Here is a 13751-nt window from a genome sequence, read left to right on the forward strand (position 1 = left end):
CGTGGCCCTGGCCGCCTTCGTGTGCCCTCATCACCGGTTCACTGGTCGTTCGCCGCGGTGGTCCGCGTCCCGTACAGCGTGTTCTCCAGGAACGCCTGGGTCACCGGACTGCGTGGCGCGTCAAGCACCTGGTGGGTGGGGCCGTCCTCCACAACCAGCCCGTCCGCGATGACGACCACGCGGGAGGCAGCGGCCCGTGCGAAGCCGATCTCGTGCGTGACCACGACCATGGTCGAACCGCCGTCGGCGAGCCGTTTCATCACCGAGGTCACCTCTCCGACATTGGCGGGGTCCAGGGCGGATGTCGGCTCGTCGAACAGCAGCAGCTCGGGGTCCATCGCCAGGGCCCGTGCAATGGAGACCCGCTGTTGCTGCCCGCCCGACAGGTGCTTCGGGTACGACGACGCCCGATCTTCGAGCCCGACCGTTGCCAGCAAGCGTAGGCCCAGCTCCCGTGCCTCGTTGCGGTCCAGGCCGCGGACGCGGACCGGGCCTTCGGTCACATTGCGCAACACGGTCCAGTGCGGGAACAGGTTGAAGTTCTGGAACACCATTCCGGTACGGCTGCGTTGGCGGGCTATCTCGGTCTCGGTGAGCATGCGCGGTCCGCGACGGGTGGTGGTGAAGCCGACCAGTTCCCCACCGAGCGAGATCGACCCGCTGTCGGGCCGCTCCAGGTGGTTGACGCACCGGAGCATGGTGGACTTGCCGGAGCCCGATGCGCCGAGGACGGCGACGGTCTCGCCGCGGGACACGTCGAGGCTGATGCCGCGGAGCACCTCGGTCGCGCCGTAGCGCTTGCGCAGATCACGGATCGACAGCAGGGGAAGATCACTCACTTGGGGTTCGCCTCCGTTCGTTCCCGGCCGCGAGGGCGCAGTCGTGAGACCCGCCGTGCGATCCAGGTCCCGGCGTTCGTCGGCACGGCGCGGGTGGCGCCCTTCGCGTAGTACGCCTCGATGAAGTACTGGAAGAAGTTCAGCACCGTGGTCAGCACCAGGTACCAGATACAGGCGACGATCAGCAGTGGGATCGTCTGGAAGGTGTCGCTGAAGATCTCCTGTGCGGAGAAGAGCAGTTCGGCGCCGCCGATCACACTGACCAGGGAGGTCGCCTTGGTCATCCCGATGATCTGGCTGAACGTCGGTGGCACGATGAACCGCATCGCCTGCGGCAGCCTGATCTTCATGAAGATCGTCATCGGCTTCATGCCGACCGAGCGCGCCGCGTCCGTCTGTCCCTCGTCGACGGCGAGGAGGCCCGCGCGGTAGATCTCGGCCTGGTACGCCGCTTCGTGCAGCCCCAGTCCGACGACGGCTGCGAAGAAGGGGGTGATCACCGCATTGGCGTCCGCCTCCCAGAAGACGGGCCCGAACGGTATCCCGATGCCGATCTTCGGCATCAGCAGTGCGATGCTGAACCAGAAGATCAGCTGGACGAGCTGCGGCGTGCCCCGGAAGACCCAGATGTAGCCGGCGGCGAATGCCCGCAGCACCGGGTTGGCGGTGATGCGGAAGGCGGCGAGCACGCCGCCGAAGACCACACCGATGGCCATCGCCAATATCGTCAGATAGCAGGTGACGAGCAGGCCGTGGAGGATCCGGGTGTCGAAGAGGTGGCGTGCGACGACGTCCCACTCGAAGTTCGGATTGCGCACCATCATGGTGCCGAGCTGGGCGAGCAGGACTCCGGCCAGCAGCGCGGTGACCCAGGTCCAGGGCTGGGGCGCCCGGCGGGCATCCGCGATATCGGCTCGGGGGGCGGGTGCGCTCCGGTCGGTGGTGGGCGCGGCGTCCGCGCCGGCGGTCTGCACCGGTCAGCTCCCGGTCTTCGCGAGGTTGACACCCGGGGCGTCGATCATCTGCTCGGTCAGCCCGTACTTCTTCATGATCCGGTCGTAGTCGCCGTTGTCGAAGAGCTTCTGGAACGCGGCCAGGACGGTGGGCGTCAGCGGCGACTTCACCGGGAGGATCATTCCCTGGAAGAGGTTGTCGAAGCCGTTCGCAGTCTCCTTCCCAGCCAGCTCCAGCGCTCCGTCCGACGTGGACGCGTAGAACGACAGGGGGGCGCCGGAGGCGAAGAAGGCGTCCGCTCGCCGGGACTTGACCGCGAGGACGCCTTCGGGGACCGACTTCAGGGGCGACGATGTTCACCGCCTGCTTCCCGGCGCTCTCACACTTCTTCGACTGGTCGGTCAGGACCGCGTAGGCCGAGCCCATCCCGGCGGGGCCGAGCGCCGCGACCGAACGGCCACACATCTCGGTCAGGGTGTTGATCTTCTTCGGGTTGCCCTGGGGGACGAGGAAGGGGACGACCTCGCGGACCACGTCCACGAGTTCGACATTGGTGGCCTTGCCGGTGTCGCCGTAGGGGTTGAACCCGGCGTCGTACCGGCCCGAGGCCACGGCGGCGAACGCGCCCGCGAGGTCGTTCACCGGGACGTATTCAAGCTTGACGCCCAGGACCTGGCCGAGCCTGCCGGTCAACTCGGCGGCTGCGCCCGTGTAGTGGGCGCCGTTCTTCTTCCACCAGGGCGGGTTGACCCCGGGCATGACGACGACGAGCTTCTTCGCGTCCTTGACCTTCTGTGGCAGGGCGTCGTGCAGGGCCTGGTCGACCGCGGCCGTCTTCTGGGGGGTGCGGTCGCCCGCGTCAGCCCCGGACTCGTTCGTGCAGGCCGCCAGGCCCGCGGTCACGGCCAGGCTCAGTACGGCCGCGGTGATGGTTCTCCGGCGTGGTGTGCGCATGCTCCTCAACCTCTTCTGCTCGTGTGGTCCGCCGCTTCGGCAAGGCGGGCGACAGGGTTCGGGGTGTGGGTGGTACGGGGGAGGGGGACCGGGCCATGGACGCCGTGGGCCGATGCGGTCCGTGCGATCAGCTCCGGGTCGACGCGAAACCGGCGCTGCGCCAGGACGGGCATCTCCCGGCGGGCCCGATCCAGGGCCGCGCGGGAGAGGAAGTGGGTCAGGGTGGTGACCTCGGGGCCCGCCATCGCCCGGATGACACCGTCCGGGGCGACGACGAGACTGCGGCCGATGCGATTGCCGCCGGCCTGCCCCGCTGCCGCGAGATAGCAGGTGTTCTCCAGTGCCCTGGCCCGGCACAGGGTCGTCCAGTGCTCTTCCTTGAGCGGGCCTACGACCCAGGACGCGGGGGCCAGCAGCACATCGACGCCCCGGTCGGCGAGCAGACGCGAGATCTCCGGGAAGCGGAGGTCGTAGCAGTTCACCATCCCGATGCAGAAACCTTTCACCTGGAATGTCTCCAGGACTCCGTCACCGGGCGAGATGGTCGCCGACTCGACGAACGAGAAGGCGTCATAGAGATGGACCTTCCTGTAGACCGCCACCACCTGGCCGTCCCGGGCGGCGACGAGGGTGTTGAACGGCGGGCCGTCCGGATTCGTCTCGACCGTGCCGACGACCACGGTGGGCCCGCCCGCCGCGCCGCCATGGTCGGCCTCGGCGTGGTCGGGGGGCCCGCCTGGACCGTCCAGCCGACCGGTTGCCGTCGCTGCGACGACCGCCGCAACGAACCCCTCGTCCAACCGTTCCGCGACGAGCCGGGTGCCCGGCTCGTCGGAACGGCTGGCGGTGGTCTCGGGAAAGACCAGGAGGTCCACCCCGTCGGCCCGGGCCCCGCCGATCCCCGTCAGGACCGAGTCCAGATTGCCGGCGGGATCGAGCCCGGAATGGAGTTGGACGCAGCGGACGAGCATCCCCTTACCCGCGCTCATCCCAGGCCCCCACGGTCGGCGCCGGTCAGGGAGGCCAGGGCCGTGCCTGCCCGGACGCCGCCGCGTAGATCCAGCCGCGCGGTCTCGTCCTCGAACCGCAGCAGCCGGCCGGCGATCTCCGCCGCCTCCTCGGCCGGGACGACCGCGATGCCGTCCCCGTCACCGAAGACGATGTCGCCCGGCATGACGACCACACCGCCGACACATTGATCCGGCCCTCCAACGACAACACCCGGGTGGTGAGCGAAGTGACTCCGCGGGAGTAGACCGGGAAGCCCAGTTCCCGTATCTCCTCCACGTCGTTGGTCGAACCGTCGCACACGGCGGCCACCGCGCCCAGGTCCGCCGCGATACCGGCGAGGGTCCCGCCGAAGCTGGAGCGGCGGTCGTCGCCGGACTGGTCGATGACCACCACATCGCCGGGCCGGATCAGGCTCATCGCGCGGTGCACCGCCGTGGAGTCGACATGGGGGATCTTGACGGTGAGCGCCGGTCCGGCGAACGGTCCGCACGGCGCCACCGGGCGCAGCCCGCGCGGGAATCCGAAGTCCGTGAGGTGTCCCAGGGCTGCGGTGCCGACGCGGGTGAAAGCGTCGACGACTTCGGAATCCGGTCGCTTGAAATCGGAGCCGATCAGGAATGACATGGTGCGTTCTCTCCGCCGCTCGTACTCGGGGGTGGGATGAGAAGGAGTATGCGCAGGCGTTCGTTCAGGTGCAATGGGTTCTGTTACTGAACGAAAACCATGAGGGCTTCGGTGGAAGGGTTCGGTATTCCCTGGAGGTGGGTAGCACCTGGTCACAGTGGTTGAGTGCGCGTGAGTAGGGCTGGCCGGGCAGTCGTGAGTGCCCCGTTTTTGTTCAGGAACACCAGCCCATGGATTCCGCGCGCGGGCATCGGGAGAATCAGATTTCGACCGTTGATGATTTCGACCGTGAGGGAATTGGTGTGCACCATGTCGAGGAAGGGTCCGTCGAATTCGACGGCCACCGGACGTACTACCGCGTCACCACCGACGCCCGATCCAAAGGACGTTCCGCGCGACCTCTGGTGGTCGTCCACGGCGGGCCGGGCTGTACCCACGACTATCTGCTGAACCTCACCGATCTGGTGTCGCCCGATCGGTCGGTCATCCACTACGACCAGCTGGGGAACGGGCGCTCGACCCATCTGCCCGACCGGTCGGACGAGTTCTGGACCGTGGAGTTGTTCCTCCGGGAACTCGATCGGCTGCTGGAGACGCTCGGAGTCACCGACTACGACCTGCTGGGCCAGTCCTGGGGCGGCATGCTGGCGGCCGAGCACGCGGTACGCAGGCCCGCCGGACTGCGCCGGTTGGTGATTGCCAACTCGCCCGCGTCGATGGAGCTGTGGAGCGCCGAGGCGGCCCGGTTGCGGGAGGCACTGCCACGGGCGGTGCAGGAGACCCTGGCCGCGCATGAAGAGGCGGGGACGACGGACTCGCCGGCGTACGGTGAGGCGTCCGCGGAGTACTACCGCCGCCATGTCTGCCGCGTCGACCCGCAACCCGCTGAGGTCGCCCGTACCTTCGAGTGGATCGCCACCGACCCGACCGTCTACCACACCATGAACGGCCCGACGGAGTTCCACGTGGTCGGCACCCTGCGCGGCTGGTCGATCGTCGACCGGCTGCCCGCCGTCGCCGTCCCCACACTGGTGATCAACGGCGCGTTCGACGAAGCGGGCGATGACACCGTGCGTCCCTTCGTCGAACGCATCCCGAACGCCCGCTGGATCCGCTTCGACGCGTCCAGCCACATGCCGCACATCGAGGAACGCAGGGCGTACATGGCCGCCGTCGCCGACTTCCTGAACTGACGCCCGCCCTCGTCACCCGGGCCCGCCCTCGTCACCCGGGCTCGCCCTCGTCACCCGGGCCCGCGCCGGCCATCACTCGCCTGGCCCCTGAGTTCGGCATGGCGGGTGGGGTGATGTTGCGGCCTTGGCCTCCGCGTCGACGCGGAGGACCCGGCTGCTTCATCGACCGGTGGCGTCGTCGAGGACTGCACAAAGCCGGGCGTGGATCTCCTCATGTGGGGGGGAGCGTCCCCTCCAGGTCCAAGCCGCCGACGATGTGATGCAGCATGGTCACAGTGAGCTAGATCGATCGCCTACAGATGGTCGACGGCCTCGTAGGCAGCTGCCCGCGGGGCGGTGACCTGGTAGGACAGCGCGGTGTCGATGTTCACCACGAGGTTGTCCTCGGTGAGCACCGGCTTCGGGTCGGACGAATGTCATGTCCGGCAAGCCGGTCGCTTGAGGATCAGTGCCAGGTTCGATCGACTCCGGTGGGGTTGTCGCCCTGGACGGGGCCGATGAAGTCCTCCATGATCCCTCGCAGACGCTCCACCCGTGCGCGGTCGAGCATGAAGTCACGGAAGCCGCTTGGATCGGTGTTGCGATACTCGTTGATCGGCTGCCAGCCGGGAATCTGCACGTCCCGGCGAGCCGGCCACTGGGCAGAGGCTTGCTGTGCCTGCCGTGAAAGCCGATAGCTCATGTACAGCTTCGCTGCGGCGGGGTGCGGCGCGTCCTTGAGGATGGCCCCGGTCTGATACCAAGCCTGGAAGAAGTCCTCCTTCGGCAGGATGAACCTCATGGAATCGCCCTCGGGCGGGTTGAGGTAGTAGAAGGAGGTGAAGGTCGCCGCGCGCTCACCGGAGCCGATGACCGCCAACGGCGTCGCAGTGCCCCGGACCCAGAGCGGGTTCTGCGCCAGGAGCTTCTCCAGCCAGCCGTAGCCGTGCCGGGCGATGATCCGGTCGAACTGGTAGAGAACGGCGTCATCGTCGTGCGGATACGTCAGTACGATCCGGTCCTTGAGGTCCGGACGCAGATAGTCGAGCGCTTCCCTCGGCGCCTGATCCTCCGGGATGACGTTGGTGTCCACAACGTTGGAGAACGCGAAGACGAACAGTGCGTAGTAGGTGCCGTCAGGGTCGACGAAGTCCGGGTCGACCTGGTCCAGGCCCTCGGGGCGAAACGGCTGGAGCAGGCCCTGTTCCTTCCAGTGGGGAAAGTCGTTGACGGTCTGGACGTGCACCACGTCGACGCGGTTGTCACCACGAATGTGTTGTGCGTCGATCCGAGCGTTGTGGAACTTGCTCAGATCGACGGTCACCTCGATGTCGATGCCGGGAAACGCCTCGGTGAAGCCGGCCGTGTACATCTGCGCCTGCTCAGGGGCGTCCCCACCGGCGTAGACCACCAGACCGCCGTCTTCCGCCCGGGCCCGCTCATACAGATCCTGTAGTGCGTCGGTGCTCATCACCTGTCTCCTTGGCATCGTTCACGACCGTCACGGTCAGCAGGTCCTTTCCCGGGCGCGGATCGCTGCCTCCTCGGCTCCGCACCGCTCATGGCACCCGCATGCCGTACGCGGTGTGGGGTTCGGCTGCCGTCGGGGTGGGTGACGCCCGGGGCCGCTCGTCCGAGTGCAGGCGGCTCTCGTCCGCAGAACTGCCGTGTGTCCTGTCCTCACTCAAACCCGAAACCGCAGGCCCCGCGACAGGCGTGAGCCGGGCGGGGGTACTCCCGCCGCACCTGGCGGCGCCGGTCCTGACGGCGGACTGGCCGCCAGGCCAGTTCCCGGGCATTGGCCTCGGCGGGGGCGTCACTGAGGGGCGCGGAGTGAGGCGTGATAGGCGCGGCCGGCTGCCGGGTGGTCTTGAGTGCGGTCAGTGTTCGGGCGCGTTGGTAGTACAGGGCTGCGGTCGGGTAGCTGTCGAAGGGGTCCGTGAGGTTCTGGTCCGCGTGGCTGTGGAGTTGGCAGCGTGATCACCGAGCGCACCGGTCGTGACATCGACCGAGATGTGTACCCGAGGCTCGGTGGCCGGGTCGTGGCACGGCACAACGCTGACATCAGGATGCCCCATTGCCAGGACGAGTATTGCGTTCAGGCGGGGTAGGAGCGGGAGGTGAACGAGCGAGAGATGTTGCAGCCCAAGGCCGATGACCTGCTGGAGGGGCTGAGCGTGGATGTTCAGCGGCCGGAACAGCCGGTGCTGCTGGACTCGGGGGGCGCCCCGATACGGACCTGGCGGGAGAACTATCCGTACGACCGGAAGGTGGGGCGGCGCGAGTACGAGCAAACCAAGCGGGTCCTACAGATCGAGCTGCTGAAGCTTCAGCGGTGGGTGAAGAGCACGGGGGCTCGGCTGGTGGTGGTCTGTGAGGGGAGAGATGCCGCCGGCAAGGGTGGCACGATCCAGCGGTTCACCGAGCGGCTCAACCCACGCGGGGCTCGGGTGGTCGCCTTGGACAAGCCGACTGACCAGGAGGCCGGCCAGTGGTACTTCCAGCGGTATGTCGCCCATCTGCCGACCGCCGGTGAGATGGTTTTCTTCGACCGTTCCTGGTACAACCGCGCAGGGGTCGAGAGGGTGATGGACTTCTGCTCCCAGGATGAGTACGAGTTGTTTCTGGAGCAGTGCCCCGCGTTCGAGCACATGCTGGTGGCCGACGGGACCTTGCTGGTGAAGTTCTGGTTCTCCGTCTCGCGCGCCGAGCAGCGCACCCGTTTCGCGATTCGGCAGGTGGACCCGGTGCGGCAGTGGAAGCTGTCGCCAACCGACCTGGCCTCGCTGGACCTGTGGGACGCGTACACGACCGCCAAGGTCGACATGTTCCGGGCGACTGATACCGAGCACGCGCCCTGGACCGTCGTCAAGAGCAATGACAAGCGACGGGCACGACTGGAGGCGATCCGGAGCCTCTTGGCGCGCATCGACTACGACCGCAAGGACGACTCGGCGGTGGGGCGGCCGGACCCGTTGATCGTGGGTGCCGCCGATACCCTCCTGGAGGCCGGAGAGGAGGAGGCCGCCCTCTCTCCCACGCCGCTTGCCGTTGCCGGCCCGTCTCTCGGCCCCGGAAGTCATCCACAGGACGGCCCCGGAAGTCATCCACAGGACTCGGGCACGAGCTGACCTGCACCCGTCACCACGGCGGATCCAAGATCTACCTGATCACCGTTCGCAACGGACTCCGCTGTCGCTCGCGATCCGCGGCCCGCCGGCTGTTCGACCGGGCAGCCGCGGGGCAGCGGATGCCGCTGCGGACGACGGGCACCGGTGAGCGCGCTGCTTTGCGCCCGCCTCCGCCCGGGTTCAGCGCGGGGTCGACAGCTCCCGTTTGAGGATCTTTCCGGTCGCGGTCATCGGGAGGGTGTCACGGAACTCGACGATCCGGGGGTACTTGTACGCGGCCATGTTCTGCTTGCACCACCGGATGAGTTCGTCCTCGGTGACGGTGGCTCCCGGTGCACGGATGACGTACGCCTTCACCTCCTCGCCATGGCTCGGGTGCGGTACTCCGGCGACGGCCACCAGGCTCACTTCCGGATGGGTGAGCAGCATCTCCTCCAGTTCGCGGGGGTAGATGTTGAAGCCGCCCCGGATGATGAGGTCGGTGGTGCGGTCGATGATGAAGAGGAAGCCGTCGGGGTCGCTGCGGCCGATGTCGCCGGTGCGGAACCAGCCGTGCCGGTCGATTGCCTCCGCGGTCGCCTCCGGCCGGTTGAGATAGCCCTTCATCACATTGTGGCCGCGGATGCGGATCTCACCCGGCTGGCCCGGTTCGGCCTCCGTTCCGTCGTCCCGTACGATCCGCACCTCGACGCCCCAGACCGGACGGCCGATGGACCCCGGTTTGCGGGCCTGGTCCCGGCGGTTGAAGGTGGCGACCGGGCTGGTCTCGGAGAGTCCGTAGCCTTCGAGGATCGGCACACCGAAGCGTTCTTCGAACGACTTCAACACCTCGACCGGTAGGGCGGAGCCACCGGAGACACTGATCCGCAGGTTCCGGGCGATGCCGGTCGGATCGAACGGTTCGGCCGTCTGGTGGGTCAGCAGCGCCCAGTACATCGTGGGGACCCCGGCGAAGAAGGTCACCTTCTCGCGTTCCATCGCGGACAGTGCGGCACCCGGCTCGAAGCGGGGCAGGAGCACGACCGTTGCGCCGCTCGCGAAGCCCGCGTTGAGCTGCACGGTCTGCCCGAAGGAGTGGAAGAGCGGAAGGGCCACCAGGTGCACATCGTCGGGAGAGGTACCGAACAGCCGATTGGAGAGCAGCGCGTTCTGCACCATGTTGCTGTGGGTCAGCTCGGCGCCCTTGGGGCTGCCGGTCGTACCGCTGGTGTAGAGCACGACCGCCGTGTCCGTCTCCTCGGTGGGTACGGTGTCGAACCCGGCGGGTGCCTCTGCGGTGAACTCCGCCAGTGTGGGCGCCGCTGCGGGGGCGGAAGCGTCCTCCGTGCCGGCTTCGATCACAACGAAGTGCACACAATCGGGGACCGCGTCGAAGGCTGTGCGGCCTGCCCTTCCCATTGGGAGTCGGTCGGTGCCTTCGAAGCAGAAGTACGCCTTCGCTCCCGAGTCCTGGAGGTGGTAGGTGATCTCGCGATCGGTGAGCAGGACGTTCAGGGGCACCACCGTCGCCCCGGCCTTGAGGATGCCGAAGTAGACGATGGGGAAGGAGGGCAGATTGGGGCAGCTCAGGGCGACCCGGTCGCCGCGGCCGATCCCACGGGCCGCGAGCCCTGCCGCGACCCGGGTTGCCGCCTCATTGACCTCCGCGTAGGTCAAACGGGTGCCGTCGAGGACGAGGGCGTCGCGATCCGGGTGCTCGCGGGCGGTGTCCTCCAGTAGTACGGCCAAGTTGAGCATGGTGTTCCTTCGGTGTCTGGCGCAGTACGGACGGGGATCAGCCGCGCAGTGCGGAGGCGAAGATCGCGGGCAGGGCAGACCAACGGGGCGCCGCAGCGAACTCCGCGAGCAGCCGTCCGGTTGTCGCGGCGGTCCGATTGGTCACGAACCACGGCGGCTTCGGGGACAGAGATGGCTCACCGGTCAGCAGCGAGCGCGGTGCAGGGCGGAACGGGCCGCGCACCACCGTGCGCTCCGGTCCGTCCAGGAGGACGGCGTTGTGGACCACGCCGATGCCGCTCTGCACATCGTCGATCGTGTGCCCGGGGAAGGCGCCCCAGCTGGCGGTGGCGGTCAGATAGCCGACACCGGTCCAGGCGTTGACGGCGACCGTCCCGTAGCGCAGCCGGGCGATCGCATCGTCCAGGGCGGGACCGAGGGCGGCGATGGTACGGGGGTGGGCGATGAGGTTGACCCCGAGGGTTCCGGCGAACTTCTCGTTCGCGGTGTGGACCGCCTCGTCCAGGAATCCTCCCGGGGCGCCGGGCAGTTCGAGGACGCCCAGCACCGGAGCGAAGTACTCCGTGGTCAGAGCGGGTTCCGGCGCCCCGGCGTCGAGCCCTTCGATGAGGACGCGGGCACCGATCCGGCGTGCGCCGCTGTACTCGGCGAGCGCTCCCGCCAGCCGGTCGTCACTGCCCGGGTAGTAGGCCGGCCGGTCCGGGGCCTTGGCCAGTGCCGCTCGCAGATGCACCAGGAAACGGTCCTTCTGGGCCCACTGGGAGCTGATGATCACAACTTGGCTCGCCACGCAGTTGTAGCCGCCGTTGTGGAGCCGTTGGGTGGCGACGTGTTCGGCCTGGAAGCGGAGATCGGCGTCTGACCAGGTTCCCGGGAGCACGATGGTGGGTGAGACGCCGCCCAGTTCGCTGGTCACCGGTTTGTCGAGCAGTGGGGTCCCGGCGCGCTTGCGGTTCGTGCCTTCGGTGCCCGTGCCGAAGACGATCGCGTCATGGGTCGCCGCGCTGCCGGTCATGTGGACGTGGCTCACGCTCGGGTGATGGACGAGATGGGCGCCGATGTCGGGCCCACCGGTCAGGACACGGACCGCACCGATGTCGATCAGCGGGGCGAGCACCGCCCGGAACACCGCGAGCAGTCCGTCGGTGACCGGATTGAGCTTCAGGACGACAACCCGATTGTGGGCGTAGAGCTCGTAGAGCACGTCCAGGACCGGGATGGAGGTGATGTTCCCCGCGCCGAGGACCACTCCGACGCCGCCGGTCTCCTCCGGTCGGCGCAGGGCCAGGCCCGCGCGGCTCCGGATCTCCTCGGTGGTCACGCCCGGGGGCATCCACACTTCGGCGCTGAACCCGCTGAGCAGCAGCCGATCGTAGACGCTGTGCGGCAGGACCCGTACGGCGACCCGCCCGCCGGGGGCCGGGCGGGTCGTGAAGGCGTCGACGGGGCTGCCGCCCGCCTCCAGCGCCCGGATGCTCGCGGCCAGTGCCCCGGTTCCGGTCAGTACGGGGTAGGGACCGGTGATCCATTCCTCGCCGATCAGCTGGCTGCCCTCGGGGAGCCGTTTGTACGCGGCGGCGGCGCTCACCCATGCCGCCGCCTGCTCCCCGACCGCGGTGTGTACGCGTTCCAGCAGCTCCCGGCGCTGGGCGAGTGAGCGGGCGGCCCACACCGACTCGCCCCGTACGAGGTCGGCGATGGCACGGTCGGCCGCCGCTCGCTGATCGGTTGCGGGTGACGATGTCGTCATCACACGGCTCCCTTGATGAGGTCGGCGGCCTTCTCGGCGGCCATGATGGTGGGCGCGTTGGTGTTGGCCCTCGGCACCGACGGGAACACGGACGCGTCGACGACCCGCAGCCCGTCCACGCCGTACACCCGCAGCTCCGGATCGACGACACGGCCGATGGCGCAGGTTGATGTCGGGTGGTAGAGGGTCATCCCCGAACGCCGGGCCCAGGCGAGCAGGTCGGAGTCGGCGTTGGAGTCTGGGACGTCGTAGGGGCCGCTGATGACTTTCGCGGCCGGAGCCTGCGCCGCGATCTCCAGGGCGATGCGGATGCCGGCGACGATGGCGGCCCGGTCCTCGGCGGTGGTCAGGTAGTTGTGGGTGATGCGGGGTGCGGCGTCCGGACGGGCGGAGCGCAGGGTCACCCGTCCGCGGCTGGTGGGCGCGAGAACGCAGGGCCCGAAGGCGAAGCCGTGCTCGGTGACGGGACCCAACCCCTCCTCGTGGAAGAGGACGGGGGCCATGTGGAACTGCACGTCGGGGGCGGCCAGGCCGTCGCGGCTGTGGAAGAAGCCGCCCGCCTCGCCGATGTTCGATGTCAGCGGGCCCCGTCCTTGGCCCTGGAGGAGTTCGACGTTGGCCGGGCTCGCCGCCGTCATCAGGGACTCCGTGTCGGTGCGGAAGTTCAACAGGGTCATGTAGTGGTCCTGAAGCCCCTCTCCCACCGGCAGATCGGCCCGTACGCGGATGCCGAAGGCGGCGAGTGCGTCGGCTGGTCCCACGCCGGACAACATCAGCAGCTTCGGGGACTCGTACGCACCGGCGGAGACGATCACCTCGCGCGCCGCGGTGATCACCTCGGTGCCGCCGTCCCGGGTCACCTCCACACCGGTGGCCCGGCCGTTCTCGATCACCACGCGGTCGGCGCGTGCTCCGGACAGGACCGTGAGGTTCGGACGCCCCATGGCCGGGTGGAGGAAGGCTACGGATGTGCTGCACCGCATTCCGTCGCGCTGGGTGAGCTGGTACGGGCCGACGCCGAGCTGGCTCTCGCCGTTGAAGTCGTCGTTGCGCCGGTGCCCGGCGCTGATGGCGGCCTCCACGAAGGCCGTGGCCAGGGGATGGTTCGACCTACTGTCGGAGACGGTCAGCGGGCCGCCCGTGCCGTGGAAGGCGTCTGCGCCGCGAAGATTGTCCTCGGAGCGCCGGAAGTAGGGCAGGACATCGTTGTAGGACCAGCCGTCCGCACCGTCGGCCGCCCAGCCGTCGTAGTCAGCCCGGTTGCCCCTGATGTAGATCATCGCGTTGATCGAGCTGCATCCGCCGAACACCTTGCCGCGCGGCAAGTAGGCTCGACGGCCTCCGATGCCCGGTTCGGGCTCGGAGTCGAGGTCCCAGTCGAGGTCGCTCTTGAACAGTTGGCTGAAGGCGGCAGGCACATGGATCTCCTGGGCCGTGTCGGGTCCGCCCGCCTCGATCAGCGCCACCCGTGCCCCGGGGTCCTCGGACAGCCGAGCGGCGAGAACACAGCCCGCGGAACCCGCCCCGACGACGACGTAGTCGTAGGTGTTCATCCGATCTCCTTTGACCAGCTCTGATC

11 protein-coding genes and 1 pseudogene are annotated in these 13751 nt (G+C 68.4%); 2 read left to right on the plus strand and 10 right to left on the minus strand.

Features of this window, described 5'->3' with window-relative positions; genetic code table 11:
- Nucleotides 1-38: 38 nt before the first annotated feature.
- The 5 genes from ACFXJL_RS31915 to ACFXJL_RS31935 form a co-directional block, all read right to left on the minus strand.
- On the minus strand, nucleotides 39-839 hold the full coding sequence (locus ACFXJL_RS31915) for an amino acid ABC transporter ATP-binding protein (RefSeq protein ID WP_384698288.1): 801 nt from the start codon (nucleotides 837-839) through the stop codon (nucleotides 39-41).
- Nucleotides 836-1813, minus strand: coding sequence for an amino acid ABC transporter permease (locus tag ACFXJL_RS31920; RefSeq protein ID WP_384698291.1), 978 nt, complete (start codon nucleotides 1811-1813; stop codon nucleotides 836-838). The genes ACFXJL_RS31915 and ACFXJL_RS31920 overlap by 4 nt, the downstream gene beginning before the upstream one ends.
- A 3-nt stretch (nucleotides 1814-1816) precedes the next feature.
- Nucleotides 1817-1963, minus strand: a complete 147-nt coding sequence (locus tag ACFXJL_RS31925) for a hypothetical protein (protein WP_384698294.1) — start codon at nucleotides 1961-1963, stop codon at nucleotides 1817-1819.
- A gap of 789 nt (nucleotides 1964-2752) precedes the next feature.
- Nucleotides 2753-3736: a nitrilase-related carbon-nitrogen hydrolase gene (locus ACFXJL_RS31930; RefSeq protein WP_384698297.1), complete on the minus strand. Its 984-nt coding sequence runs from the start codon at nucleotides 3734-3736 to the stop codon at nucleotides 2753-2755.
- Between the two features lie 25 nt (nucleotides 3737-3761).
- The gene (locus ACFXJL_RS31935; protein ID WP_384698300.1) at nucleotides 3762-4382 is read right to left on the minus strand and encodes an RraA family protein; all 621 of its coding nucleotides are present in this window, start codon (nucleotides 4380-4382) and stop codon (nucleotides 3762-3764) included.
- Between the two features lie 230 nt (nucleotides 4383-4612).
- Here ACFXJL_RS31935 and ACFXJL_RS31940 point away from each other — a divergent pair, with 230 nt between their 5' ends.
- Nucleotides 4613-5575 carry a proline iminopeptidase-family hydrolase gene (locus ACFXJL_RS31940; RefSeq protein WP_384698303.1) on the plus strand — a complete coding sequence of 321 codons (963 nt, stop codon included), beginning with the start codon at nucleotides 4613-4615 and terminating at the stop codon, nucleotides 5573-5575.
- Nucleotides 5576-5737: 162 nt separating this feature from the next.
- Here ACFXJL_RS31940 and ACFXJL_RS31945 read toward each other — a convergent pair.
- Together ACFXJL_RS31945 and ACFXJL_RS31950 are read right to left on the minus strand one after the other, a co-directional pair.
- A pseudogene (locus ACFXJL_RS31945) lies at nucleotides 5738-5991 on the minus strand (SPFH/Band 7/PHB domain protein); the annotation flags it as partial.
- Nucleotides 5992-6020: 29 nt separating this feature from the next.
- A complete protein-coding gene (locus ACFXJL_RS31950; RefSeq protein ID WP_384639417.1) occupies nucleotides 6021-7025 on the minus strand; it encodes an ABC transporter substrate-binding protein in 1005 nt (334 codons plus the stop codon).
- Between the two features lie 664 nt (nucleotides 7026-7689).
- On the opposite strand from ACFXJL_RS31950, the gene ppk2 reads away from it, so the two are divergent.
- Entirely contained in the window at nucleotides 7690-8685 is a 996-nt protein-coding gene (gene ppk2 / locus ACFXJL_RS31955; RefSeq protein ID WP_384698401.1) for a polyphosphate kinase 2, read from the plus strand.
- A gap of 180 nt (nucleotides 8686-8865) precedes the next feature.
- On the opposite strand, the gene ACFXJL_RS31960 is transcribed toward ppk2, so the two are convergent.
- The 3 genes from ACFXJL_RS31960 to ACFXJL_RS31970 are packed head-to-tail and all read right to left on the minus strand — an operon-like array spanning nucleotide 8866 to nucleotide 13725.
- Nucleotides 8866-10422 carry a long-chain fatty acid--CoA ligase gene (locus tag ACFXJL_RS31960; protein WP_384698306.1) on the minus strand — a complete coding sequence of 519 codons (1557 nt, stop codon included), beginning with the start codon at nucleotides 10420-10422 and terminating at the stop codon, nucleotides 8866-8868.
- Nucleotides 10423-10459: 37 nt separating this feature from the next.
- Nucleotides 10460-12172, minus strand: a complete 1713-nt coding sequence (locus ACFXJL_RS31965) for an aldehyde dehydrogenase family protein (protein ID WP_384698309.1) — start codon at nucleotides 12170-12172, stop codon at nucleotides 10460-10462.
- Entirely contained in the window at nucleotides 12172-13725 is a 1554-nt protein-coding gene (locus ACFXJL_RS31970; protein ID WP_384698312.1) for a GMC family oxidoreductase, read from the minus strand. Before ACFXJL_RS31970 ends, ACFXJL_RS31965 begins: the two co-directional genes overlap by 1 nt.
- Nucleotides 13726-13751: the final 26 nt, after the last annotated feature.

Origin of the sequence: Streptomyces sp. NPDC059256, assembly GCF_042753785.1 — a bacterium.
In the GTDB taxonomy this organism is placed as follows: domain Bacteria; phylum Actinomycetota; class Actinomycetes; order Streptomycetales; family Streptomycetaceae; genus Streptomyces.